The sequence below is a fragment of the Sphingobacterium spiritivorum genome (assembly GCF_016725325.1).
Taxonomy (GTDB): Bacteria; Bacteroidota; Bacteroidia; order Sphingobacteriales; family Sphingobacteriaceae; genus Sphingobacterium.
On the sequence record NZ_CP068083.1, the window covers coordinates 4325243 to 4350064 of the forward strand.

A 24822-nucleotide genomic window follows, 5' to 3' on the forward strand; every position below is an offset into this window, starting at 1 on the left:
GTCTATTTATTGATTGATGTTTGGAAATATTGATAATTAACGACACTCTTATTGTATGCATTGAGTGCATTCAGATAGTTGATCTTGATGTCAATAGACTGCGTAAGAAACTGACTTAACTCAGCGTAGCTGATCTCTCCGCTCTGATATCCCAGGTTTGCAGCTTTGATAATAGCTTCCGCCTGCTTTAATCCTGAGGTTTCATAAAACTGGAGCTGACCTTCATTCTTGATGCGTTCGTTTTCTGCATTCTGAATATCAGCAGACAGAACTTGTTGTACCTGCAGAAGCCCCTGCTGTTGAATGTCAGATTCCAGTTGTGCCGCCTTTATTTTATTATTGTAATATCCTGAAGAGAATATTGGAAGAGTGGCTGTCACCGAAAATCCTGTAAACGGATTCTTCTGTCCCCAAAGTCTTTGGGAAAATACTCTTCCTGAAAAATCAGGCATTTTACCTTTCTTTTCAACCAATATTCCTGCATCAGCCAGTTCGACATTTTTTTCCTGAATACGAACCAACGGATGGGAAGAAGCTATAATGTCACGCTTATTGAAAGAGATTTTCACAAGCTCTTTCTCATTTGGCAACATAAACATATTCTGATTTAAGATTACACTCAGATTCTGAGCGGATATCAGCAAATCCTGGTGATTCTGTATCAGAAGTGCTTTGTTTTCCTGCCATTTCGTTTCTGCTGCTATACGTTCCAACCCGGCTGCTTCTCCGGTTTTTACACGCAGATCTGCCGCCCTGAACAGTTCTTCATAGATACTGTCCAGTTGTTGAAATAATCGCTGTCTTGCTTCCAGATAGCTGAGCTCATAGTAATTTGTAGATACATCACGGGTGATACGAGCCCTGATCTCTTCAAGCTGCATGGCGGATACTTCAACATTTTTACTCAAATAAGCTTTACGTGCTTTATAAAATCCAGGCCAGCTGAAATCCTGAGAAAGCCCGACTTTCCATATACCTCCCGGATCAAGTGGCGCCATGTCTTCATTTTCGACAAATACTCCTGTCTTTCCATCAAATGTTTTGGCACTTTCCACTTTAAATTTATCCGTCTGGAGGCTTGTTCTTTTAATATCCAGATTGGCCGTCATGGCCTGTTGTATAGCGCTATCTAAAGTAATACGCTTTGCTCCTTGCTGTGCAAAAGATTGCTGAGCCGGAATAAACAACAGAACAGCTATTACTAAAGGAAGTGTCTTACTTACAATTCCGTTCATTTTGTTGCCTTTATTAAAAAATAATACATAGAGACTTGGCAACACAAAAAGTGTCAGCAGCGTAGCTGAAATCAACCCGCCTATTACCACTGTAGCCAACGGCTTCTGTACCTCTGCTCCTGCTCCTGTACTAAGTGCCATAGGTAAGAAACCTAATGAAGCAACAGTAGCGGTCATCAATACAGGTCTCAGTCGTATTGTAGTACCTTTCCACACCCGCTCAAATACATCATGAATTCCATCTTTCTCCAGTTGATTAAAAGTAGATATCAAGACAATTCCATTAAGTACGGCAACTCCGAATAATGCTATAAATCCAACTCCTGCGGATATACTGAATGGCATATCCCGTAGTAAAAGTGCGAAAATACCACCGATCGCACTCATAGGAATGGCAGTGTAGATAAGTATAGATTCTTTAATGGAACGGAAGGTGAAATATAATAACATAAAGATAAGCAATAGCGCTACCGGAACAGCTATCATCAATCGGTTAGAAGCTTCTTTCAGATTTTCAAAGGTGCCGCCGAAAGTATAGTAATAACCGGTAGGCAGTATATTCAGTTCATTTAATTTTAACTGAATATTATTTACTACAGATGTTACATCCTTACCTTTAATGTTGAATCCGATAACTACCCGCCGTTTTCCATCTTCACGACTAATCTGTGCAGGTCCGTCTTTCATCGAAATATTCGCCAGTTGACTTAACGGAACCTGTTCACCTTCACCTGTCACTACAGGTAGATTACGGACATCCTCGATAGAAGTTTTGTAGTTGCTGTCCAGGCGGACAACCAGATCAAAACGGCGTTCATTTTCGTAAATAGACCCTGCGCTGCTGCCTGCAAAGGCCATAGAGATCATTTTATTGACCTCGTTGACATTAAGTCCGTGCAAGCCAAGTTGTGCGCGGTTATATTCAATGGAGATCTGCGGCAGTCCGGTTGTACGTTCTACCTGTGGTTCAGAAGCTCCGTCTACCGTTTGCACCACTTGTCCTACTTTATTTGCCAGGGCAGCTAATGTGTCAATATTTTCTCCGAATATCTTGATCGCAACATCCTGTCTTACACCGGTCATCAACTCATTAAATCGCATCTGTATAGGTTGTGATGCTTCAAAGAATGTTCCCGGAATAACGGATAATGAATCCATCATACGATCAGCCAATCCCGTATAGGTATCTCCTCCTGTCCATTCCTTAATAGGTTTCAGAGTCACAATAAGATCGGTTGCTTCCGGAGGCATAGGGTCAGTGGGGATCTCTGCACTTCCTGTCTTGCCGACTACTGTTTTTACTTCCGGAAATTTTTTCAATATCCGGGCAGCTTCCATAGATGTTTCTATACTCTGTGCCAGAGAAGCACCCTGAGGCAGAATACAGTGAAAGGCATAATCACCTTCCTGAAGCTGAGGAATAAATTCGCTGCCCATCTTTGAAAACAGAAAGATAGAAAACGCAAATACAGCCACAGCAGCAGCAACTAATGTCTTTCTGATATGTACAGCTTTTTTGATAAGCGGCTGATACCAACGTTGCAATGTATTCATTAACCGGTCTGCAAAAGTAACTTTCGTATGAGGTTTTTTAGACAGAAACAGGGCACTCATCATCGGTATATAGGTCAGTGAAAGAATCAATGCGCCAATAATGGCAAAACTCACTGTCTGCGCCATAGGCTTGAACATCTTTCCTTCTATACCGACGAGTGTGAGAATAGGGATATACACAATCAAAATGATTATTTCACCGAATGCAGCACTGTTACGAATCTTAGAGGAGGATTGATACACTTCTTCATCCATTTCAGCCTGTGTCAGTGGCTGATTCGATTTCCGAAGCCCCAGATGGTGCATCGTAGCCTCGACTATAATCAGTGAACCATCTATAATAAGTCCAAAATCAATAGCTCCAAGACTCATCAGATTGGCACTTACACCAAACATACGCATCATTCCCAATGCAAAAAGCATAGAAATAGGAATAGCAGATGCGACAATCAGACCTGCCCTCAGATTTCCCAGGAATATGATAAGCACAAAAATGACAATAAGGGCTCCTTCAATCAAATTTGTCTGTACGGTATTGATAGCACGGTTTACCAGCTCTGTACGATCTGAAAATGCTTCAATCACGACGTCTTTGGGAAGTGACTTCTCAATTACTTTCAGCCTCTCTTTTACAGCCCCGACTACCTGCGCACTGTTTGATCCTTTCAGCATCATGACCATACCCCCGACAGCTTCTTTTTCACCATTATAAGTCAATGCTCCGTAGCGCACTGCAGAACCTTCCTTTACCTGAGCCACATCCCGGACATATACAGGCACACCGTTTCGCTTCCGGATTACGATATTCCGGATATCTTCCATATCTGAAAGTAAACCTACACCACGTATAAAATAAGCATTGGGTTTTTTATCGATATAGGCTCCACCGGTATTCTGATTGTTAGCTTCCAGTGCATCAAAAACGTCATTGATACCCAGATTCATCGCACGCAGGCGATAAGGATCAATGGAAACTTCATATTGCTTTAGTTTACCGCCAAAACTATTGACTTCGGCTACACCGGGTGTGCCGTAAAGCTGTCTGGCGATGACCCAGTCCTGTAATGTACGCAGATCGGCCTCAGAATATTTATCTTCTGCTCCTTTGACCGGATGCAATACATATTGATATATTTCTCCCAGTCCGGTACTGATAGGTGCCAGTTCCGGCGTACCCATACCTTCAGGAATGTTTTGTACAGCTTCATTTAATTTTTCATTAATCAGCTGTCTTGCAAAATAGATATTGACGTCATCGTCAAATACCGCCGTCACGACCGACAGGCCAAAACGGGAAATAGATCTCAATTCAATAAGATCAGGAATATTCATGAGCTGTTGCTCAATAGGATAGGATACAAACTGCTCTACCTCTTGCGTGGCAAGGGAAGGTGATCTGGTAATAATCTGTACCTGATTGTTTGTAATATCGGGATTAGCATCAATGGGGATGTGTGTGGCACTCCATACACCCCAGACTATAAGTATCAGAGTAAATAATCCGATTACAATTTTATTCCGGATACTGAATCGGATAATTGCGTTCAACATAGTAATAACATAATTAATTAACGACTACTTATTTACTTAAAATAAGTACGAATAAATAAAATATATCTACATAGACGAAACTATGAGATACGGTGCGACATTAATTATGAAAGTTTGGGCGGCTGCCAGATACTACTATATTCGTTCGCGTAGAACGATAAATGATAAGCAAAGGATTTGTCCTGATGTACAGGAAGAAGTTCAAATGTAAAATCAATATGTTCCGGCAGGTGGACTGCTATAGAACAACATCCGCATACACACAGTGGTGAACAGCTGTCTTTATGAGCATGTTTACCGTTTTGATCAATATGGCGATGTGTGGAAATTTCGGTTGCGATCTGTTCTATATTGGGCAAAACAGAATGATTATCCTGACACGGTATAAGTGTCAGAAGAATAAAATACAGGCTCAATATGTAGGCAAGAATGCGCAATCTCTTGATTTTTATTTGCAAATATATAAATTTATTAAAACGATCGGATGGGATTTACGTAAATATTCCATTATAATTATTTTCAGATACTATTTTATACCCGGTTTTTGGATCACACGAAGTTGAAATAAAACTTACATTTGTAAAAGTGATCATAAGGTCATTTATCCGAATTTTATTTGAATTAAGAAAATACAAAAATAATATGAGAGTATTAGCAGAATTGCCTCATCCGGATTGTAAGATTTCCATCTTTGGCATGAACCAAAAATTTATTATCAAATTTGAACAGGGTGTTCTTGAACAATCCTACAAGCTCGCTGAAACCGATGTGGTAGGTGGTGTCAATGGTGTGTTTGAATTATTGGATGAAACGTTTATTCAGCAGGTGCTGAACCATTTTCAGGAAATGCGTAAAAGCTTTATAGAAAGTTATGACAGATATCAATAGATGTGTTACATATAATATGTAAACACTTTGAATATAAGGTTTTTATAATAATAAACAACAAAGGGCCAAATTAAATTTGGCCCTTTGTTGTTACGGGGTAAATATGGAAAACATGAAATGTAATTAAAAAGATTATATTAATAATACTATTATACTGTTTTTCAAATACTTATTACTATTAACAAAATTATATTTGGCTACATTATTTTGCCAAATAAATCTAAATCTGATGTAGTAATTGCGCAACTAATTCCGGCACTCCTTCTGATGCTTTTGCAACTATAGTTACAGTTCTCTCCGGTACACGATACTGATCTGCTGATGGATCGATCAGGAATATTTCACAATGCGGAAGGATATCATGAATAAGATTTGCTGCGGGATACACCTGAAGTGATGTTCCGATCACAATCAGTATATCTGCCTGCTGGGCAATCCGCATTGCCGGAATCATGGCCGGCACAGCTTCTCCAAACCATACAATATTAGGTCTTAGCTGGCTTCCCCATTTACACAACTCCCCCATCTTTAGTTCTTCTCCTTTGATATCGTAAATGCAGGACGGATCCTTTGATGAGCGTGACTGTGTGATCTGTCCATGCAGATGTAAAATATTCTTACTTCCTGCACGTTCATGAAGATTATCTATATTCTGTGTAATAATATCCACATGATACTGGTCTTCGAGCTTCACTAATGCCTGATGTGCAGAATTGGGTTTGGCTATAAGACACTGTCTGCGACGTTCATTATAAAATTGCTGTACCAGAGCAGGATTTCGCTGCCATGCTTCCGGGGTGGCCACATCCTCTACACGATTACCTTCCCATAAGCCGTCATTACCCCGGAATGTTTTTAACCCGCTTTCGGCCGAAATTCCTGCTCCTGTAAATACAACGATTCTTTTCATATTCAATAACTGCTGTGTTCTGTCTATAAGTTGCTTTCTATTGCCCCGACTTTTTCCCTGTAGAGTTCTACCGGTTTATCTAAGAGGACAGCAATAACGGAGAGATGATTGTCCAGACGCTCATTGGGTACATTGATGTACACAATTCCCGGAATAGCACTCCAGTATAGTTTGTTGTAGATATCATGATCAATCATAGATCCTTCACCTACAACACGGATACGTGCAACCGTATTCTTCAATCCCTTTAAGGCAACCGGACCTGTTGGTTTACCCTCAACAAACAGATAGAGCGTCTGTCTGTCTGCTGACAATGCGGTAAGACCTGCATAATGTCCGTCAGGTATTCCTGCCCCTGTTTCATACAAGGCCTCAGCATGTTTGCTGATCCAGTTTACAATAGCCGGATTTGCTTGCTTTTGCCCGGGTAAGTTCATGTTTAGGCCATCGATGGTAATACCGTTATTTTTCAGAAGGTTATGACCTGAATAAAGTTGCTTCGAAATCTGATAAACTGCCTCCTCTGTATTTTTGCTTTTAAGCAAGGTGTTGATATCTGTTGCTGCCGGCTCTGCTTTAATAAAGGTTGGTTTTGTGTCAAAATGAAGTGCCAATACGGTAACTGCCGGATCAAATTTGACTGTATTCAGATCCAGTGTTATAGCAGATCCGTTTTGTGCGTAAGGAATTTTGATTCCGGATTGTCCGACAACAGTTGCTCCCTTTAAGGCAGAAGATATACCTGTCAGATGTTCTACACGCTTTACAGCATCCAGATACAGGTAAACTGTCTTTCCATCTTTTGACAGAGAAGATTTGCCCTGGTAATTTTCAAATGGAATTCCTGCACGTGTACCGTATACAGCTTCTTTGTGAAGTCCGGTCCAGCGACCAAGCTCTTTAAGAATAGACACCTGTTCCTGTGGAATAGTACCATCTTCTTTGGGGCCAATATCCAGCAGCAGGTTACCGCCCATACTGATACAATCTACCAGTGTACGTACAATCATATTGGGTGTCTTGTAGTGTTTGTCAAAAGCCTGGTATCCCCAGGAATCATTCATGGTATAACACAGCTCCCAATATGCTGCAGATGGTCTGACAACCGGAATACCCTGTTCAGGCGTGTCGTAATCCCCGTGATGGTTAAGACGGGAGTTGATAATGATATTCGGATTATATTTACGCAGATTGGCCAGAGTCTGCTGTGCTTTCCATTCTTCTGAATTGTGTTCCCAATCTCCATCAAACCAGATCAGATCCGGATGATAGCGTTCAGATAATTCATTAAGCTGAGTCTGATAGTATTTAACATAGTTTGCCCAGCGTTGGGGTTCGTCCTGGAGACTGTAGCGCTTCCTTGTTCGGGTATTTACATCGTAATAAGGATGACTCCAGTCGGGCAATGAATAATATAATCCGGTCTTAAGTCCGGTTTTTTGTAATGCTTTGACAAAGGGATCTAATACATCCTTTTTCGCCTGTGCATCCTTTTTTATAGTGATAGCTTTCTCTGCTTTACTGTCCCACAGGGATACGCCGTCATGATGTTTGGTGGTGATAACTGAATACTTCGCTCCTGCATCGTGTATCAGTTGTGCCCATTCATCCGGTTTATATTTCGAAGCAGTAAATCCATTTAGCTGCTTCATATAATTTTCATGATTGATGTAATTGTTGAAAAATGCCCAGGACTCTGAAATTCCCTGTACAGAATAGATTCCCCAGTGAATAAATATGCCGAGTTTGGCGTCTTCAAACCACTCCATTTTTTCTTTGTTTTCTGTTGGCTGCTGAGCAGGTGCTGTTAATTGAACAGTTAACCCAAGCAGTACAGCTATAATAGTTCTCTTCTTCATTAAGTTTACAAATTAATCAGATGTCTTTAAAAGCATGAAAATTAGAACAAATACCTGATTTTTCAAACTTAAATCAGGTATTTTAGCGGATTAGAAGTAACTTTGTTACCAATGATCGAATTATATACGGACGGAGCTTCGAGCGGTAATCCGGGACCGGGAGGTTACGGAACTATTCTGCGCACCCGTTATAGTGGTGAAAATGAAGCATTCAAAGGTAAACTGATTGAGAAAACTTTTTCTGAAGGGTTTCGCAGAACCACCAACAATAGGATGGAGTTGATGGCTGTCATTATCGGGCTGGAAGCATTAAAAAGTCCGCAACAGCAGGTAACCATTTATTCAGATTCAAAATATGTTATTGACGCCATTGATAAAAAATGGGTTTACGGATGGATACAGAAAGGCTTTCAGGGTAAAAAGAATAAAGATTTGTGGATACGTCTGATGAAAAGTTATAAGTTACATCAGGTGCGTCTGGTCTGGGTAAAAGGACATGCCGGGCATCCGGATAATGAGCGATGTGATCAACTGGCGGTAGCTGCATCAAAAGATAAAGCGAACTGGAAGATTGACTCTGTTTTTGAGCAGGAAGAAAAAGCGCTGGGATAATTATCCCTTACAGATTATATAATGGAATAAAAAAAACGTCATTGCTGGAGCAATGACGTTTTTTTATTGAATTTATTCAGCTATAGCGTGCTCTTTAGCAGCTAAATAACGTTCTGCTTCTAATGCAGCCATACAGCCTGTTCCGGCAGCAGTGATAGCCTGACGGTAAATGTGATCCTGTACGTCTCCACATGCAAATACACCTTCAATATTCGTCTGTGTACTATCTGCTTTAGTGATCAGATATCCGGTTTCATCCATGTCCAATACACCTGTGAATAGTTCTGTATTTGGTTTGTGTCCGATCGCAACAAAGAAGCCGTCAACAGGAATATCTGTAGTGGCCTGTGTCTGATTATTGATCACTTTTACACCTGTAACAACCTGACCATCGCCAAGAATTTCAACTGCTTCAGTATTGTAGTGAATTTCAATATTCGGAGTATTCATAACACGATGTACCATAGCCTTAGAAGCTCTGAATTCATCACGACGAACTAGCATATGTACTTTCGATGCCAGTTTAGCCAGATAAGTCGCTTCTTCAGCGGCTGTATCTCCTGCCCCAACAATCGCAACTTCACGGTTTTTAAAGAAAAATCCGTCACAGACAGCGCAGGCAGAGACTCCAAATCCGTTGTATTTCTGCTCACTTTCCAATCCTAGCCATTTTGCTGTAGCTCCTGTTGAAATAATAACAGTATCTGCAGTAACAACTTTGGACCCATCGATCTCTATCTCTTTTATTTCGCTTTCCAGATTCACTTTGGTGACATAACCAAACCGAACTTCTGTGCCAAAACGTTCTGCCTGAGATTTGAGATCTTCCATTAACTCCGGACCCATAATACCTTTTGGATATCCCGGAAAATTATCTACATCTGTAGTTTGTGTCAATTGTCCTCCCGGTACCAGACCAGTATATATAACTGGTTTGAGGTCAGCACGCGCTGCATAGATAGCAGCAGTATAACCTGCAGGACCTGAACCGATAATCAAACATTTGATATGTTCTCTTTCTTGTGACATATAATTATGAATAATAGTTATTTGTATGATTTATATTATCTTTTTATTTACCAAATTTACTTTGCAGATCTTTTAACATATCCGTAGTAATGGCCTTACCTTTTGACGGATTGTTTTTCTGCTGAAAATCTTTTTTCACCTGTTTTTTTTCTTCAGGTGTGGAAGCTGGTATTGGAGCAGCTGACTTTCTGTTTTCTTTAAACCGTGTCCATATCCGCTCCAGGCATTTTTTCGTGTATAGTGGAAAGTCACCCTGCATCATCCATGAATAGTAACTTGGCTCTATTTCAAATACATTTTCTACGGGACGCCCCTTGTGCTTGCCAAAACTGAAAACCTCTACACCGTCTTCGTTATATACAATACGACCTGCAAAATCCACGGGCTTGCTCAGATTCGTAAACGCATGCAGTGCTTCTACATCATTCACTACAGGCTTACTCTGGTTACCATGCTTATCCTCAAATATAACATCTTCATAACGGCTCAACTGTGCCTTTAACACTTCGTATGTTGCAGTGACATCCGCTTCTGCCGTATGTGCATTATTCAGATCCTGATCGCAATAGAATTTGTATGCAGCTTTTAGTGTGCGCTGCTCCATTTGATGAAAGATATTCTGAACGTCGACAAAATTTCTGCCTTCCAGTGAGAAGTCTATATTTGCACGTAAAAATTCTTCCATTAGCATCGGAACATCAAACTTATTGGAATTATAACCTGCCAGATCCGCATCTCCTATAAAATCTGCTATCTCCTGCCCCAGTTCTTTAAATGAAGGAAGGTCTTTTACATCTTCATCGTAGATACCATGAAACATAGATGATTCAGCTGGAATAGGCATTCCCGGATTAATACGGTGCGTCAGCACTTCTTTATTACCGTCAGGCATCACCTTTAGAATAGAGATCTCAACAATACGATCTAAAGGGATGTTTACACCAGTGGTTTCTAAGTCAAAAAATGCCAATGGTCTTTTTAATTTCAGTTCCATGAATGAATGTTTCTAGCTAAATTATACAAAAATACAAAGTAAAGTTTCAAATATGGCATTATCATTTCAGAATGACAATAGCATTATAAATTTAAATTAAATATAAAAATCTATCTGGGCATACAACTTGTGTAACAGTGCATTTTCAGCACTATTGTTTCATTCGTATTATAATAAACAACAAAAGGGAACTATCTAGCTCCCTTTTGTTTACGTTATAAAATATTAGTATTATCCTAACAGTTCTTTTAGTTTTGCTGTCTGATGATCCGCTAATTTCTGAAGCGGACCTGAAGCCAGCATTTTCATCATCATATTCAAATCTGCTTCTATCACAAAGTTAGCTTTTGTTTCGGTTTCTGATACGGATATCAGTCTCCAGCGAAGCGTCAGATCAAAGGGTGCTTTTTCACTGGGTACAGCTACTATTTCTTCATTGGGAGTCCGCAGTTCTATCTTCAAAGCCAGCTTGGCCATATTTTGGATAGTAAATCTGGCTTCGTCTGCTGTAGATGACCAATTGTAAATATTTTCAGGCATCAGTCCTTCGTGATTATTGAAGTCTGCCAAAAACAGATATACTTCAGCTATAGACTTATTGATTTCTGTATTACTTTGAATAATGGTCATCTTTTATAAAATTTAACGTTATACCGTTGCTTCCCATGTAGATGGGCTTACGCGCCATTGTCTCAGGATATCAACATCTTCTTCCATAATGTAGTTGCGTTCTGCTGCTACCTGAATTAAGGCATTATAATCACATAGGCTGAAAAAAGCACATTTGGCTTCTGCGAAATTCTGTACAGCTTCATCAAAGCCATAGCTGAATATAGACACAAGACCAACTACATTACAACCCGCTTCACGCAGAGCTTTTACGGCCTGAAGACTGCTTTTTCCTGTAGATACCAAATCTTCCACTACCACCACGCGCTGTCCGCTCACTACTTCACCTTCAATAAGATTCTGGCGACCGTGATCTTTTGCGCTGCTACGAACATAAGTAAATGGTAAGCCCAAATCCTGAGCTACTAATACTCCCTGAGGAATACCTGCAGTGGCAACTCCGGAAATCATATCGACACTTCCAAACTCCTCCTGAATGAGTTTAGAAAGTTTTTGTCTGATGTAAGTACGGATAGCCGGATAAGACAATGTAATACGATTATCACAATAAATTGGTGATCTCCATCCCGAAGCCCATGTAAAAGGACTTTTAGGTTGCAATTTAATTGCTTTAATTTGCAGTAAGGATTCAGCAACTTTTTGTTCAACCTCATTTAAATTATTCATGCAGCAAATTTATAAAATTTATATGAACCAATCTGTTTTAATTTTGACAGATTTCGTTCCTAAGAACATTGAAAACCCTCAAACAATTGGCATTCAAGAAATTGACCTGGAAAAACTTTTCACGCAGTCTTCGCAGAGTACCGAACCTATAACTTATCTGTATATCCATCCGGAATTTGAAGTAGTTTTTAAAAAAATATTGGATAAGGCAAAAATTATTAAGGCTGCCGGTGGTTTGGTTGAAAATGGTGAAGGAGGATATCTTTTCATTTTCCGATTAGGACACTGGGACCTACCAAAAGGAAAGGTTGAAGAAGCTGAAAAAATGAAAGTTGCAGCTGTGCGTGAAGTGGAGGAAGAGACAGGCGTTAAAATTGATTATCTGGGTCCAAGACTTATTACTACCTATCATACTTATTATATGCGCGGTAAATTTGTGCTGAAAGCAACCAATTGGTATCGCATGGGAATTAATAAAGTTCCTAAATTAATTCCACAGCATGAAGAGGATATTACAGAGGCAGAATGGCTCACTCCTTCCCGATTGAAAAAAGTAAGAGAAAATACCTATCCGCTGATTCTGGATGTAATCAAAAAAATCAGAAAATAATACAAAATAAACGGGCAGCGATTAGGGCTGCCCGTCTGTTAAACTAACTAAACTAAATTAAAATGTATCGGAATATGAACTTAATATTATAATGAAGTTTTATCTTCAGCAGGAGCTGTTTTTTCAGCTTTCTTACTTCTGCGCTCACCGTCCATTTTACGTTTTCCTTTCATATGGTCTCCGCGTTGCGCACGTTTCTCTTTAAGGATATTTTGTTGTTCAGGAGTCAGTACTTTATTAAGCTCTTCCTGATTTTGTTTCATTCCTTCACGGAAAGCTTCCCGACCGGCTTTCTGATCCGTCATAACCTCTTTTTGTTTTTGAGCACTTTTCAACTGGATAGCATAGACTTGTTTCTTTTGTGCTTCTGTAAATTTCAGATCCTTATCCAATCGCTCCGTCTGTAGGGTTGCCATTTCTTCCGGAGTTTTATTTATCATTTTTTCACCTCGATCTGTTCTTTTTACAGGTTTACTTTGAACTTCCTGAGCATAAGTAGCAAATGTCAATCCGGACATAAGACCTACCAATAATAGCATTTTTTTCATCTTCGATTTTTTTTAGTAATCAATGAACTAATTTTATCTAATAGATCGATCGGAAGCCCTAAAGTTTAATGTACTATTGTTAAAAGATGTTAAGAGAAATTTTACTTTTGATAATGGAAAGAAGAAAGTTAAGTTCTTTATTATCAATGGATGTGGAGAGATCTATTTGCCAGTGTCATTTAATTGATAAGGAGGTTTAGTACGCAAATCAAGCACCAGTCCGGTTTCGGTGATATATTCTATTTCGATTACCTTTCCTTCCAATTCTTTACCGTATTTTGGTAAATCCTTATCCTGCTGGTAGCCAATACTACCATAACTGTGATAAATCAGAAAATCATTAATAGAATCAGCTCCTGTAGCTTCGGCTTCTTCCTTCAGTCTTATATAAACGGAAGTGTATTTCAATTTATATCCAGAACCTTCTATACGGACTTCCTCTACAATTTGTCTGCGAATCGTTTTATGGTTTCCGGTGACAGAGGGATGTTTCCATGCGACCAGAGAGACAATTGTATAGACTGTTAGTACAGCAGCACAGACAAGCAGGCCGATTAATATTTTTCCGAATATCCAGGTTATAATAACAGCCATAGCACACATTTGCACAGGAACAATCCAGAAATTGAAGCGGGATTTCTTTTTTAATCGTTTAAGTTCATCTTGAGATAGCGAAACTAATTGCTGCATATTCACCAAAAATAGATAAAATAGGAATGTCTACGTTTCCCTGAATCCGGGGATTTTGGCAATCCTTTAGGTTTCAAAATGAAAAGAGGTATTATTGATATAATAAGATACTTGTTACAAGACTTATCTTCTCCATACTATTTCTTAGTGTTGACTATTTGACAGCGCCAGGCGTTCCACTTCCTTTTGAAGCATCTGCTTTTCAATTAAAGATTTGGTCAGTTTAATAGCCTGTCTGTAATGTACCATTGATTTGTCAATATCCGCGGGAGTATGCAGATAGCCCATCAGCGCTTCGTAGTAACTATTTTTGATTAATTTATGTTCTTTAGCTTCTAGTATTGCTTTATCTTTCCCATATACCTGCGCAAAAGCAAAGACTCTGTTTAGTGCTGCTATTGGAGAGGATTCCATTAAAATAAGCTGATCATACAGTTGTAATATATTTGTCCATTTAGTAACTGTCTCTGTGGTATGCCAGTAGGCAATGGCAGCCTCTAAATGATATTTTGTAGGAGAACTGGCGGAATTTGCTGTAGCATGTACGAGATAATAATTTCCACGCTGTATCAGCGATTGATCCCATAAGCTTTTGTCCTGATCATCAAAAAGTATACTCTCCCCGTTCACTCCTGCCCTTGCTTCCAGTCTTGAACTCTGAAAACACATCAATGCGAGCAGCGCATTTGTCTGTGCTGTATTTGTTATCGGATTTTCAGTTAAGAATAAGGTTAGTCTTGCGGCTTCAGAACAAAGGTCAGTTTTGATTTGTTTTTTTCCGGATTTTGAAAAGTAGCCTTCATTAAACAAGAGGTATAATGTTTTGAGAACAGCTTCCAGTCTGGATTTAATTTGTGATTCGGTTAATCCGCTGATCTGAAAACTGTTATTCCGAAGAAGAGTTCTTGCACGATGCAGCCGTTTTTTCACAGTCTCAGCAGGTATTAAAAAGGCATTGGCGATTTCTTCTATACTGAATCCGCAAAGAATTTGCAGCGCAAGACAAATCTGGCTTTCTTGTGAATTTGCAGGATTACAAACAGCAAAGATCATAGCCAGCTGACTGTCTGCAATTAATTCGTCGCTGTATTCAAATTCATGCTCAGCTTCAGGCATATCGGATTTTATTTCCTTTTTGATCCGGGATTCAAAAATGTCTCTGTGTTTGAAGTAATCTTTTGTTTTATTTTTTGCTACAGTATAGAGCCAGGCTGTTGGATTTTCAGGGACACCATTAATTGCCCAGTATTCAGAGGCTTTCAGGAAAGTATCATTTGCAATATCTTCTGCCATTTCAATATCATGTAAACCAAAATGACGGCATAGAACAGCCGTCATTTTAGCATATTCCTGTCGGAATAAGTGAGGTAAAAGATCGTTATGTACTTCTTTATCAGACAATGTTCACACCTTTCTTAATACGTTATCGTGTATCTTCTGAATTTCCAATGAAATTTAAAAATTCAATCTGAGGTTCAGAAGCCAGGTTTTTATCCCGCTGCTCCTGAAAATGTATAAAACTTGCCGTATTCAGCAATTCCTGCTGGATATCCTTATTCTGATACTGAGAAAGGTGGACAAATGTATCACCATCTTCTTTTTGAAATACTGAATACAGAAACTGCGTATTGTCCAATTTTTTAAAGTCTGTCAGGAAATTTTGTATCCTTTCTTTATTGGTATTTACATATTCACGGTTTACAGTATACGTTACTTTTACTACGATCATAAAAAACTTTTTTTTCAGGATTGTTAATCTCTTTTTAAAACTTCTCTTACTTCAATACTTCCTCCAATTTTAAATACCGGATTGCTTTTTGCCATTTCTATAGCTTCATCAATGGTTTCTGCTTTTACTACAATATAGCCACTTATAAATTCCTTAATTTCCGTATAAGGTCCGTCAGTGACTATGTTATCCGGTTTTACTGTTTTAGCACTTCCGGATGAAGGTAAAAGAGTATTTCCTTTGTCCGCCAGTTTATTTTGCGCCGCTATGCCAGCCAGCCAACTCATTCTTTCCTGCATTTGCTCTGGTGAAGGTTGAAAATCAGAAATGTCTTTTAGTCTGAAGATTAATGTGAATTCTTTCATTTTTTAACTATTTTAATGTTCGACCTAATGACGATTGATTTTTTAAAAGAGGGACATTTTTCAAAAACAAATTAGTGATTATTGATTTTACAAGCAAAGTATTTGATACTAAAATTGAAATACCCGATAAAAATTCCTAAAAAAATCTACAAATAATTATATCGACTTAATGACCTGTTCAAACGGCAAACGGGATTTAGGATTAAGGGATGGTTGATTGTTGTCAGCCGTATTTCTGTATCCTATTGCAACCGCAAATAGTGCTTTATACCCTTCAGATTTAAGAATTTTATCATATTCTTCATTTTGAATTCCCTCCATGGGTGTGCTGTCTATCTGCAGGCTGGCACAGGCCGAAAGAAAGAATCCAAGAGAAAGATATACCTGATGCTGAAGCCAGCTTTTGATATCACGCTCTTCTTTTGGTTTCAAAAATTGATTATAATAGTTTACCGAACCCTCCGGAAGGTGTTCTGCAATTTGTTTTTCAAAGGCATGAATATCATCAATGGCACTAAAGACAACCAAGTGACTGGCCTGATTGATTTTTTCAGCATTCCAATAAGAGGCTGCAGCCAATTCGCTTTTTACTTTTTCATCCGAAACGAAAGTAAACTTCCATGGCTGACTGTTTATGGACGACGGACTTAACCGTATAATGTCTTTCAATGTTCCGATTTTTTCAGCTGAAATCTTTTGTGCCGGAAAGTAGCTTTTAGTGGTGTATCTGCTTTCTGCAAGTTTTAGAAAAGTCATATTGTTTACATTTAAATTTATACTATACTTTTTACTGTTGCAAAACTAAGTATAGTGTATTATCTTTGCAATAACGGTCAAAAAAGACAGTAACAGATGTATTGTATAGACGATAAAAAATATCCCTGCAGCACGAGCCTGACTATGAAGTACATAGGAGGTAAATGGAAAGCGGTAATCCTCATTCATTTAATCGAAAAAAAACGATATAGTGAACTGAGAAAAGAATGTAAGTTGATAACAGAAAGAACTTTAAGTCTTCAATTAAAGGAAATGGAGGAAGACGGTTTGATAATCCGTACTGTCCATACGAGCAAACCTCCTCTTAAAGTAGATTATGAATTGACGGAATTTGGTAAGACACTTATTCCTTTGCTGGAAGCCGTCGCAAAGTGGGGAAGAGAAACTGCGGCAGCTAATAACCGGATAAAGGTCATGCCACAGTAATGTGTTAGCTGTTAAGGTTGACGAATGATACATTTATAATAGAATATGAATAACAGTTGCTGTTTCTGTCAGGTGAATTCCACCGTAAAATAGAAATAGTTAATAATAAACAAGAAGCTATGCTTTGGTAATACTTACAATTTCTTTGTTTATCAAGAAAGTACGGAGCAAATTTGTAGACATAGAATTATCTACTTTCTGGATAAATTGCTTAAATTTGTGAGTTTAGACAACTTAAGACCCCTTCTAATACTAAAATTAATTTATGAGCAGATATAATGAATATCTAAAGCAGATTGCAGACAGAGAAACCCAGGGACTTCACCCCTTACCGATTGATGGTGCTGAATTGATGAGCGAGGTAATCGCACAGATCAAAGATACAGACCACGAACATCGTGCGGATTCGCTGAATTTCTTTATTTATAATGTCCTACCGGGAACAACAAGTGCTGCCCGTGTGAAGGCGCAGTTTTTGAAAGAAATTATTCTGGGGACTTCTCAGGTAAAAGAGATATCACCTGAATTTGCTTTTGAGCAATTATCTCACATGAAGGGCGGTCCTTCTATTGAGGTTTTGCTGGATCTTGCATTGGGTGAAAACCCGGCTATTGCAAAGAGTGCTGCAGAGGTGCTTAAAACTCAGGTTTTTCTTTATGAAGCGGATACAGACCGTTTGGAGAAAGCGTTTGAGAATGGCAGTCCAATTGCCAAAGATATTCTTGAAAGTTATGCTAAGGCAGAATTCTACACAAAACTGCCGGATATACCTGAAGAGATTTCATTAGTAACTTTCGTTGCTGGTATAGGTGATATTTCTACAGATTTACTCTCTCCGGGCAGTGATGCTCACTCCCGTTCCGATCGTGAGCTCCATGGTCAGTGTATGTTTGAGCACAATAAACATCAACAAAAGGACCTACAGGAACTTAAAGAAAAACATCCGGATAAAAGAATCATGCTGGTAGCTGAAAAAGGTACTATGGGTGTAGGTTCTTCCAGAATGTCAGGTGTAAATAATGTGGCTCTGTGGATCGGTAAATCGGCAAGTCCGTTTATTCCATTTGTAAATATTGCTCCTGTAGTAGCAGGAACAAACGGTATTTCTCCGATATTTCTTACTACTGTAGGTGTAACGGGTGGTATTGGTCTGGATCTTCAAAACTGGGTTAAAAAGTTTGATGAAAACGGCAAGTTGGTTGTAGATTCGGAAGGGCAGCCTGTTCTAGAACAAACATATTCTGTTGATACAGGTACAGTTCTTACCGTTAATACAAAAACCAAAAAACTATACAAAGACGGGCAGGAAATAATGGATGTTACATCAGCATTCACACCTCAAAAGATCGAATTCATGAAAGCCGGGGGGTCTTATTCTATTGAGTTTGGTAAAAAGCTACAGACTTTTGCCGCTAAAACTTTAGGAATCGTTGCTCCGACTGTGTTTGCTCCTTCCAAAGAGATTTCAAATCCGGGTCAGGGACTTACTGCAGTAGAAAAGATATTTAATAGAAATGCTGTCGGAACTTCGGGAGCAGTTTTGCATGCCGGATCTTATGTTCGTGCAAAAGTAAATATTGTTGGCTCTCAGGATACGACCGGATTGATGACTGCTCAGGAACTGGAATCAATGGCGGCAACAGTAATTTCTCCTATAGTAGATGCTGGCTATCAGTCTGGTTGTCATACCGCTTCCGTCTGGGATAGTAAGTCTCAGCAGAATATACCAAGACTGATGAGCTTTATGAATGACTTTGGTCTTATTACTGCCAGAGATCCGAAAGGTGTATATCATGCAATGACTGATGTTATTCATAAGGTTCTTAACGATATTACTGTAGATGACTGGGCTATTATTATAGGTGGTGACTCTCACACCCGTATGTCTAAAGGAGTTGCATTTGGTGCTGACTCCGGTACTGTAGCGCTTGCACTGGCTACAGGTGAGGCCTCTATGCCTATTCCTGAATCGGTAAAAGTAACTTTCAAAGGTAAAATGAATGATCATCTGGATTTTAGAGATGTAGTGCATGCTACTCAATTACAGATGTTGAAGCAATTTAACGGAGAAAATGTATTTCAGGGAAGAGTTATAGAAGTACATATCGGTACGCTCCTTTCTGATCAGGCATTTACTTTTACAGACTGGACAGCAGAAATGAAAGCCAAGGCATCCATCTGTATTTCCCAGCCGGATACCCTTATTGAATCATTGGAGATCGCAAAAGACAGGATCAGAATCATGATTGAAAAAGGTATGGATAATGAGAAACAAGTACTTAAGGGTCTTATTGATAAAGCAAATAAACGAATTGAGGAAATCAGATCAGGTGAAAAACCACCGTTAACTCCTGATGAAAATGCGAAATATTTTGCTGAATTCGTAGTTGATCTGAACATTATCGATGAGCCTATGATTGCAGATCCGGATGTAAATAATGTAGATGCATCAAAACGCTATACACATGATACCATTCGTTCACTTTCTTACTATGGTGGAGAGAAACACGTAGACCTTGGTTTTGTTGGTTCATGTATGGTGCATAAAGGGGATATCAAGATTGTTTCCAAGATGCTGAAAAACCTGGAGGAACAATACGGAAAAGTAGAATTTCACGCTCCTTTAGTTGTGGCTGCTCCTACTTATAATATCATTGATGAACTCAAGGAAGAGGGAGACTGGGATGTATTGCAAAGATATTCAGGATTTGAATTTGATGATGCAGCACCTAAAAGTACTGCCCGTACATCCTATGACAATATCCTGTATCTGGAACGTCCCGGATGTAACCTGTGTATGGGTAATCAGGAAAAAGCTGAGCAAGGTGACACCGTAATGGCAACATCTACGCGTTTATTTCAGGGGCGTGTTGTTAAAGATTCAGACCGTAAGAAGGGAGAATCATTACTGGCATCTACTCCGGTAGTTGTTCTGTCCGCTATTTTTGGAAGAACTCCTACCATTGAAGAGTATAAAGCTGCTGTTAAAGGAATTAAGCTAACGCAGTTTTCGCCTCCTATTAAAAAAATGACTACAGATTCTTCAGCCGCTCACCAGATTTCTTTCTAGATTTCTCGTTTGTACAGCAATGAAGATTGATGAAATACGTTTTGGATGCGTACGGTCTCAATTAGAAGATTATCTCACAACTACTATTTATATAAATGGAGTTGATCTCAGGATGATAATCGAAAAGATTGAGACGATACAGCTTATTAAACATGGCTTGCGCATCCAAAACGGTTTCTATGAAGGGATTTCACCTTTCATCGCTTTTGATAATCAGAATCACTTCCTGTGTAAGACCCTGGCCGACTATATGTACTCCGGCAACAGGTATGCACTGTTTGATTACAAGTATTCCGGTATTCCGGGAGACCATAGCCTTACCTGTCAGATATCCATCGGATATGACGATGTGATCTGGCATGATTTTAAAAACTTCTCTAAAGTTCTTCCATTCGATCTAAATTACAGAGATCTTAAGTTTCGCTTTTGTATTAACCAATATCTGGATGCAATAAATAATGCCAGAGGAAATACTTAACTCTTTGAAAATAAAAGAATACTATTACGAGTATTTTTTAAAAGTTTAGAGTAACTTCGAAGACAGGCGGATCGAAATATTAATTTTCATCCTCTGAAAAACGTTTATGTATGCTACTGAAATATGGATAGCAATCCTGCAAAAGCAAATACTCAAATTAATCCATGAAAAATTATGACAAAAGATGAAATTTTAAACCTGGAAAACAGGCTTTACAGCGCTATTAAAGAAAGTAATATACAAGAGCTAGATGAATTGCTGCATCAGGATTTACTTTTTATCAATCCATATGGAAATGTACTCACGAAAGAAGCGGACTTAAGTACTTATCGCGAAGGCAATCTGATTATCCATGAACTTACTCCTGATATTGAAAATCTGAATATTATTGATAATCTGGCAGTGATCACCTTAGTAATTCAGTTGAAAGGAAATTATAAAGGCGAACCGTTTGGGGCTAAGTTTCGGTATATCCGGTTTTGGAAAGAATTTACCGAAGGCATTAAAGTAGTGGGTGGAAGCGCAATCCAAATTGAAGCCTAAGCATCTCAAAAAAGTATAACTATTAAAAGACATTGTAGCCGTATGGTATGGCAACGCTAACGCTGAGCTATATTAATGTGCTTTATTTCAGTTTCTTTTTATAAATCAGGTATCTATGAAGAATATTGAACAGATCAATCCATTCCAAATCAGTGTTGAACAAACAGCCTTCGGAATATTAACCAGATTGGATGCGGATATAGAAATTGCTGCCAAAGGTAGTATTCCGTTCGGAGCAAAAACACTGTTGACAAATTATGTCTATAAAGAAAATGGAACTTATAATTTAATATATACCATTATTGATGCTGACGGAGCTGCTGAAAGCTTTATAGAATATGATGGAATCCTGCCAACTCTATTTTTAGCGCCCAACGCAGAAAACTATGTTTCCATACAACCCTACGATCCGGACAGGGATTATGAAATCAGTATTCCTGTTTTTAACCGTGAAAAAACAGAACAGCCAAAAGGAAACAGACCTTTTGTAGGTGGCTTTATCGGGATATCTAATCAATATTCCATCTTTTATGATGTAGATATCTGGTCGGAAACAAAGCCCGATAAACTCCTTGCAATAGAATTCAAAAATGATGTGATAAAAAAGAAGCACAACATTAAAGTACCTCTTCCGAGAAACAACAATATATTTATAGAAAACAATGAAATTCATATATTGGCAAAAGACGGAGCTAAATGGTTACACAGACAAATTGATGAAAAAGGCAATGTAATCAGAGAGAGAAAACTGGAAACCAATCAAAAGTTTTTCAGGCAGATACTGAATTTATCCTTTGATAAAAAATCACACCTTCTGGCACAGAAAAAAGGGAAAATCATTCTGGAAAAAATAGATGAGAACGGAAAAAGCAGTACTGTTGAACTAATTGACATATCTGACCCATTCTTTAATACCTGGCAACCTGTAAAAATATCAGAAAATACTTTTGTTACCAGATTTAACGGTGAATTTGGAAACGGTTGGTTTACGACAAAAGATGACCTTCTTTTGGAGATATTTTACAGTAAAGGAGAAAAGGGGTATAAGAATTTATTAACAAATGAAGTCTTAAAGATGGACCATGATAACTTAGTTATTTCGGATCTAAACAAAACACATGATCAGGGTTATGCCATTATATTTTACCCCATGACCGACAGAAATACTAAAAACAAAACCTTGCTGATTCTAAACCGGGAAGTTAAATAGTTGATTGCAAACAGGTTTGTATAGATAAAAACAGGGAAAGCGATTTGAGATCACTTTCCCTGTTTTAGTACCCGGAGCCGGTTCATCACTTAGGTCGGGATAAATATCTCAACCTATTTTTCGTACCAATGCCTCTTGAGATGTCAAGAATATCTTTGTTTTATTTGATCTTATCAAATATTTACTATTTTTTCTATTTTACCTCGAACCGTCTTTAAAAACCCTTAAAATCAGCTGACTGAACACTTTAAACCGAAAAAAGTGGCCATTTTTTGAATACCCTTCATCTGGAATTTTATTCGTTCCAAAGTGGATAATCAACATAACCACTTCTTCCGCCCCCGAACATTGTTGCCCTGTCGGGCATATTCAGTGTGGCATTTTTTTCAAACCGTACAGGCAAGTCAGGGTTTGCGATGTACAAGGTGCCAAATGAAATTAGCGCTGCAATACCTTTTTCAAGTTCGGCTTCGGCAGTAGCCTTGTCGTACCCGCCATTGGCAATAACCGTCTGGCCAATCTTCCCGCCAAAGAATTCGATCTCGTTTTCTGGGGCATAATGTTCAGGCATAGGAAAATGGGAGCTGCGCCTCATAATTTCCACATAAGCAAAGTCCAGTTTGTTCAGTTCTTCGATTAGATAGGTATAGGTCCCTGCAGGATCATCCAGCACCATATCTCCATAAGGATGGAAAGGAGAGATTTTAATCCCCACCTTTTCACTTCCTACCGCACTGATCAATTCCTGCATCACCTCCACTACAAAGCGAACCTTGTTAGGGATGCTGCCGCCGTAAGCATCCGTCCTTTGGTTGGCACTTTCAGCCAGAAACTGATTGGGCAAATAGCCATTCGCAGCGTGAAGCTGAACCCCGTCGAACCCTGCAGCCATGGCATTTTTTGCAGCCTGTCCAAAGTCCTTTATCGTCTGCTGGATTTCCGGAATAGTCATTTCCTGAGGTATCTCATAATCCTTCATCCCCTGAGAAGTATAATGCCGCATTCCGCGGACCGGCAAGGATGACGGCGCAAAAGGGAGCTTACCGTTCCTTTCAACAGAATGCCCCATACGGCCGGTATGCCAGAGCTGGGCTATGATCACACCGCCCTTATCATGTACCGCTGCTGTAACCTTTTTCCATGCTTCTATTTGTGGAGTCGTGAAAATACCAGGAGTGAGCGGACTGCCTGTAGCTTCCTCACTGATCCGGATGGACTCCGTAAACAACAAACCTGCGCTTGCCCTTTGGGCATAGTAATCCACTGTCATGTCCCCCACCAGTCCATTGAGGTCTGAACGGCCTCTGGTCATCGCTGCCATGGCCATTCTATTTTTCAGGCTGATACCACCTAACTGTATTTTTTCTAAAAGTTTCATATTGGCATTTTTCGTCCCATTTTGGAAATCCTATATCGAAGGATCAAGAGACATGACCGTAAATAAAAATCATACTTCTTTTCGTCGAGCCATAGCCTGAGCGATGATGCTGGCTGCAATCAATTGTAAGGCATGGTAAAGCATAAGTGGTAACAATACGATTCCGGTGATGGTACTGTGCTGAAAGAGTACTTTTGACATGACGGTACCATGCACCAATGATTTTTTAGATCCACAAAATAAGACTGTAATACGATCTTCAGTTGAAAAGCCAAACAAGCGGCTGAGTAGGCCGACACAAAAGAATACGGCAAAGAACAAAACCATCATCCCTGCTGCGAGTCCTATAAGTTCAAGGGCGGTGAAGCCCTCAAAAAGATGTTCGGAGAACGACTTGCAAAACGACGTATAAATAATAGTAAGGATAATCGCCTGATCGAAATATTTGAGCTGTTTCTTATATTTCTCGGCAATGGCACCAAAACGGGCGTTTAGGCTGATACCGATGATGACAGGCAACAGGACTTGAAGGACCAATTTGATGACGATATCACTCACATCAAAACTGCCTGTGGCTGAAGCGATGAACAGTCCAACCCATAGCGGCGTAACCACTACTCCGATCAGACTCGAAATACTGGCATTGAAAATAGCTGCCGGAATGTTGCCCTTGGCGATGGAAACCATGACTACGGAAGAAGAAACGGTGGACGGTAAAGCGGCCAGAAAAAATATACCCAACCAAAGTAGCTCGAAATCAGTGCCTATGAACAAAGGGCGGAATGCCAAAACGATAAGCGGAAAAAACAAAAAGGTGGTCAACTGGACGACAATGTGCATTTTCCAGTTGGCAAGTCCAGTTTTTAGCTTCTCTAAGCTCAGTCGCACTCCATAAAACAAGAAAATAAACGACACACCTACATTGGCAATCTGCTCCAGCGAGACAGGTTCCTTGATCATGCCCGGCTGGGGCAGAAAATAGGCCAGCAAGATCATGATGCCTATCATTAACAAAAAACCGTCGAGACCTGCTCTACTTAATACTTCTAATAACTTCTTCAATGTACTTT

At 39.2% G+C, this 24822-nt stretch carries 24 protein-coding genes; 8 read left to right on the plus strand and 16 right to left on the minus strand.

Features of this window, described 5'->3' with window-relative positions; all coding sequences use genetic code 11:
* Positions 1-2: 2 nt before the first annotated feature.
* Positions 3-4340, minus strand: a complete 4338-nt coding sequence (locus I6J02_RS18035; protein ID WP_201679205.1) for a CusA/CzcA family heavy metal efflux RND transporter — start codon at positions 4338-4340, stop codon at positions 3-5.
* A gap of 104 nt (positions 4341-4444) precedes the next feature.
* Positions 4445-4798 carry a DUF6660 family protein gene (locus tag I6J02_RS18040; protein ID WP_201679206.1) on the minus strand — a complete coding sequence of 118 codons (354 nt, stop codon included), beginning with the start codon at positions 4796-4798 and terminating at the stop codon, positions 4445-4447.
* A 184-nt stretch (positions 4799-4982) separates the two neighbouring features.
* Here I6J02_RS18040 and I6J02_RS18045 point away from each other — a divergent pair, with 184 nt between their 5' ends.
* Positions 4983-5228, plus strand: coding sequence for a hypothetical protein (locus I6J02_RS18045; RefSeq protein ID WP_003005689.1), 246 nt, complete (start codon positions 4983-4985; stop codon positions 5226-5228).
* Positions 5229-5448: 220 nt separating this feature from the next.
* Here the strand turns inward: I6J02_RS18045 and I6J02_RS18050 are convergent, their stop codons facing one another.
* A complete protein-coding gene (locus tag I6J02_RS18050; RefSeq protein ID WP_201679207.1) occupies positions 5449-6138 on the minus strand; it encodes an SIR2 family NAD-dependent protein deacylase in 690 nt (229 codons plus the stop codon).
* A gap of 23 nt (positions 6139-6161) precedes the next feature.
* Positions 6162-7997 (minus strand): alpha-L-fucosidase, encoded by a 1836-nt coding sequence (locus tag I6J02_RS18055; protein ID WP_201679208.1) that lies wholly within the window; start codon positions 7995-7997, stop codon positions 6162-6164.
* Between the two features lie 111 nt (positions 7998-8108).
* Here I6J02_RS18055 and rnhA point away from each other — a divergent pair, with 111 nt between their 5' ends.
* Positions 8109-8609, plus strand: coding sequence for a ribonuclease HI (gene rnhA / locus I6J02_RS18060; protein WP_201679209.1), 501 nt, complete (start codon positions 8109-8111; stop codon positions 8607-8609).
* 72 nt (positions 8610-8681) lie between these two features.
* Here the strand turns inward: rnhA and trxB are convergent, their stop codons facing one another.
* From trxB to pyrE, 4 genes are all read right to left on the minus strand, one after another.
* Entirely contained in the window at positions 8682-9638 is a 957-nt protein-coding gene (trxB, locus tag I6J02_RS18065; protein ID WP_201679210.1) for a thioredoxin-disulfide reductase, read from the minus strand.
* Between the two features lie 43 nt (positions 9639-9681).
* Positions 9682-10632, minus strand: a complete 951-nt coding sequence (locus tag I6J02_RS18070; protein ID WP_201679211.1) for a 3'-5' exonuclease — start codon at positions 10630-10632, stop codon at positions 9682-9684.
* Positions 10633-10863: 231 nt separating this feature from the next.
* The gene (locus I6J02_RS18075) at positions 10864-11262 is read right to left on the minus strand and encodes an SRPBCC family protein (RefSeq protein ID WP_201679212.1); all 399 of its coding nucleotides are present in this window, start codon (positions 11260-11262) and stop codon (positions 10864-10866) included.
* Positions 11263-11280: 18 nt separating this feature from the next.
* Complete coding sequence (gene pyrE / locus I6J02_RS18080) at positions 11281-11928, minus strand: orotate phosphoribosyltransferase (protein WP_201679213.1); 648 nt, start codon at positions 11926-11928, stop codon at positions 11281-11283.
* 22 nt (positions 11929-11950) lie between these two features.
* On the opposite strand from pyrE, the gene I6J02_RS18085 reads away from it, so the two are divergent.
* Positions 11951-12538, plus strand: coding sequence for an NUDIX hydrolase (locus tag I6J02_RS18085; RefSeq protein WP_236582157.1), 588 nt, complete (start codon positions 11951-11953; stop codon positions 12536-12538).
* A gap of 86 nt (positions 12539-12624) precedes the next feature.
* On the opposite strand, the gene I6J02_RS18090 is transcribed toward I6J02_RS18085, so the two are convergent.
* The 6 genes from I6J02_RS18090 to I6J02_RS18115 all read right to left on the minus strand — a co-directional run bounded on the left by I6J02_RS18090 (position 12625) and on the right by I6J02_RS18115 (position 16626).
* The gene (locus tag I6J02_RS18090) at positions 12625-13086 is read right to left on the minus strand and encodes a hypothetical protein (protein WP_201679215.1); all 462 of its coding nucleotides are present in this window, start codon (positions 13084-13086) and stop codon (positions 12625-12627) included.
* Between the two features lie 162 nt (positions 13087-13248).
* The gene (locus I6J02_RS18095) at positions 13249-13680 is read right to left on the minus strand and encodes a hypothetical protein (protein ID WP_236582158.1); all 432 of its coding nucleotides are present in this window, start codon (positions 13678-13680) and stop codon (positions 13249-13251) included.
* A gap of 240 nt (positions 13681-13920) precedes the next feature.
* A complete protein-coding gene (locus I6J02_RS18100; protein WP_201679217.1) occupies positions 13921-15177 on the minus strand; it encodes an RNA polymerase sigma factor in 1257 nt (418 codons plus the stop codon).
* Positions 15178-15199: 22 nt separating this feature from the next.
* Complete coding sequence (locus I6J02_RS18105; protein WP_201679218.1) at positions 15200-15505, minus strand: hypothetical protein; 306 nt, start codon at positions 15503-15505, stop codon at positions 15200-15202.
* 23 nt (positions 15506-15528) lie between these two features.
* The gene (locus I6J02_RS18110; RefSeq protein WP_201679219.1) at positions 15529-15870 is read right to left on the minus strand and encodes a YciI family protein; all 342 of its coding nucleotides are present in this window, start codon (positions 15868-15870) and stop codon (positions 15529-15531) included.
* Between the two features lie 156 nt (positions 15871-16026).
* Positions 16027-16626: a nitroreductase family protein gene (locus I6J02_RS18115; protein WP_201679220.1), complete on the minus strand. Its 600-nt coding sequence runs from the start codon at positions 16624-16626 to the stop codon at positions 16027-16029.
* Positions 16627-16770: 144 nt separating this feature from the next.
* Between I6J02_RS18115 and I6J02_RS18120 the strand changes: the two genes are divergently transcribed.
* From I6J02_RS18120 to I6J02_RS18140, 5 genes are all read left to right on the plus strand, one after another.
* Positions 16771-17073: a winged helix-turn-helix transcriptional regulator gene (locus I6J02_RS18120; RefSeq protein WP_201679221.1), complete on the plus strand. Its 303-nt coding sequence runs from the start codon at positions 16771-16773 to the stop codon at positions 17071-17073.
* Between the two features lie 265 nt (positions 17074-17338).
* The gene (locus I6J02_RS18125; protein WP_201679222.1) at positions 17339-20143 is read left to right on the plus strand and encodes a bifunctional aconitate hydratase 2/2-methylisocitrate dehydratase; all 2805 of its coding nucleotides are present in this window, start codon (positions 17339-17341) and stop codon (positions 20141-20143) included.
* A gap of 19 nt (positions 20144-20162) precedes the next feature.
* A complete protein-coding gene (locus tag I6J02_RS18130; RefSeq protein WP_201679223.1) occupies positions 20163-20621 on the plus strand; it encodes a hypothetical protein in 459 nt (152 codons plus the stop codon).
* A 174-nt stretch (positions 20622-20795) separates the two neighbouring features.
* Entirely contained in the window at positions 20796-21164 is a 369-nt protein-coding gene (locus tag I6J02_RS18135) for a nuclear transport factor 2 family protein (protein ID WP_201679224.1), read from the plus strand.
* A 115-nt stretch (positions 21165-21279) separates the two neighbouring features.
* On the plus strand, positions 21280-22374 hold the full coding sequence (locus I6J02_RS18140; RefSeq protein ID WP_201679225.1) for a hypothetical protein: 1095 nt from the start codon (positions 21280-21282) through the stop codon (positions 22372-22374).
* Between the two features lie 295 nt (positions 22375-22669).
* On the opposite strand, the gene I6J02_RS18145 is transcribed toward I6J02_RS18140, so the two are convergent.
* Together I6J02_RS18145 and I6J02_RS18150 are read right to left on the minus strand one after the other, a co-directional pair.
* Positions 22670-23701, minus strand: a complete 1032-nt coding sequence (locus I6J02_RS18145; protein ID WP_236582159.1) for an alkene reductase — start codon at positions 23699-23701, stop codon at positions 22670-22672.
* A gap of 120 nt (positions 23702-23821) precedes the next feature.
* A complete protein-coding gene (locus tag I6J02_RS18150; RefSeq protein ID WP_201679227.1) occupies positions 23822-24814 on the minus strand; it encodes a bile acid:sodium symporter family protein in 993 nt (330 codons plus the stop codon).
* Between the last annotated feature and the right edge of the window lie 8 nt (positions 24815-24822).

Excerpts from the sequence above, each read along its gene's own strand:
- I6J02_RS18105 (WP_201679218.1), bottom strand. The coding sequence starts at position 15,505 with ATGATCGTAGTAAAAGTAACGTATACTGTAAACCGTGAATATGTAAAT.
- I6J02_RS18090 (WP_201679215.1), bottom strand. The coding sequence starts at position 13,086 with ATGAAAAAAATGCTATTATTGGTAGGTCTTATGTCCGGATTGACATTT.
- I6J02_RS18140 (WP_201679225.1), top strand. The coding sequence starts at position 21,280 with ATGAAGAATATTGAACAGATCAATCCATTCCAAATCAGTGTTGAACAA.
- pyrE (WP_201679213.1), bottom strand. The coding sequence starts at position 11,928 with ATGAATAATTTAAATGAGGTTGAACAAAAAGTTGCTGAATCCTTACTG.
- rnhA (WP_201679209.1), top strand. The coding sequence starts at position 8,109 with ATGATCGAATTATATACGGACGGAGCTTCGAGCGGTAATCCGGGACCG.
- I6J02_RS18050 (WP_201679207.1), bottom strand. The coding sequence starts at position 6,138 with ATGAAAAGAATCGTTGTATTTACAGGAGCAGGAATTTCGGCCGAAAGC.
- I6J02_RS18115 (WP_201679220.1), bottom strand. The coding sequence starts at position 16,626 with ATGACTTTTCTAAAACTTGCAGAAAGCAGATACACCACTAAAAGCTAC.
- I6J02_RS18120 (WP_201679221.1), top strand. The coding sequence starts at position 16,771 with ATGAAGTACATAGGAGGTAAATGGAAAGCGGTAATCCTCATTCATTTA.
- I6J02_RS18145 (WP_236582159.1), bottom strand. The coding sequence starts at position 23,701 with ATGGCCATGGCAGCGATGACCAGAGGCCGTTCAGACCTCAATGGACTG.
- I6J02_RS18110 (WP_201679219.1), bottom strand. The coding sequence starts at position 15,870 with ATGAAAGAATTCACATTAATCTTCAGACTAAAAGACATTTCTGATTTT.
- I6J02_RS18125 (WP_201679222.1), top strand. The coding sequence starts at position 17,339 with ATGAGCAGATATAATGAATATCTAAAGCAGATTGCAGACAGAGAAACC.
- trxB (WP_201679210.1), bottom strand. The coding sequence starts at position 9,638 with ATGTCACAAGAAAGAGAACATATCAAATGTTTGATTATCGGTTCAGGT.
- I6J02_RS18070 (WP_201679211.1), bottom strand. The coding sequence starts at position 10,632 with ATGGAACTGAAATTAAAAAGACCATTGGCATTTTTTGACTTAGAAACC.
- I6J02_RS18130 (WP_201679223.1), top strand. The coding sequence starts at position 20,163 with ATGAAGATTGATGAAATACGTTTTGGATGCGTACGGTCTCAATTAGAA.
- I6J02_RS18075 (WP_201679212.1), bottom strand. The coding sequence starts at position 11,262 with ATGACCATTATTCAAAGTAATACAGAAATCAATAAGTCTATAGCTGAA.
- I6J02_RS18045 (WP_003005689.1), top strand. The coding sequence starts at position 4,983 with ATGAGAGTATTAGCAGAATTGCCTCATCCGGATTGTAAGATTTCCATC.
- I6J02_RS18085 (WP_236582157.1), top strand. The coding sequence starts at position 11,951 with ATGAACCAATCTGTTTTAATTTTGACAGATTTCGTTCCTAAGAACATT.
- I6J02_RS18095 (WP_236582158.1), bottom strand. The coding sequence starts at position 13,680 with ATGGCTGTTATTATAACCTGGATATTCGGAAAAATATTAATCGGCCTG.
- I6J02_RS18135 (WP_201679224.1), top strand. The coding sequence starts at position 20,796 with ATGACAAAAGATGAAATTTTAAACCTGGAAAACAGGCTTTACAGCGCT.
- I6J02_RS18055 (WP_201679208.1), bottom strand. The coding sequence starts at position 7,997 with ATGAAGAAGAGAACTATTATAGCTGTACTGCTTGGGTTAACTGTTCAA.
- I6J02_RS18035 (WP_201679205.1), bottom strand. The coding sequence starts at position 4,340 with ATGTTGAACGCAATTATCCGATTCAGTATCCGGAATAAAATTGTAATC.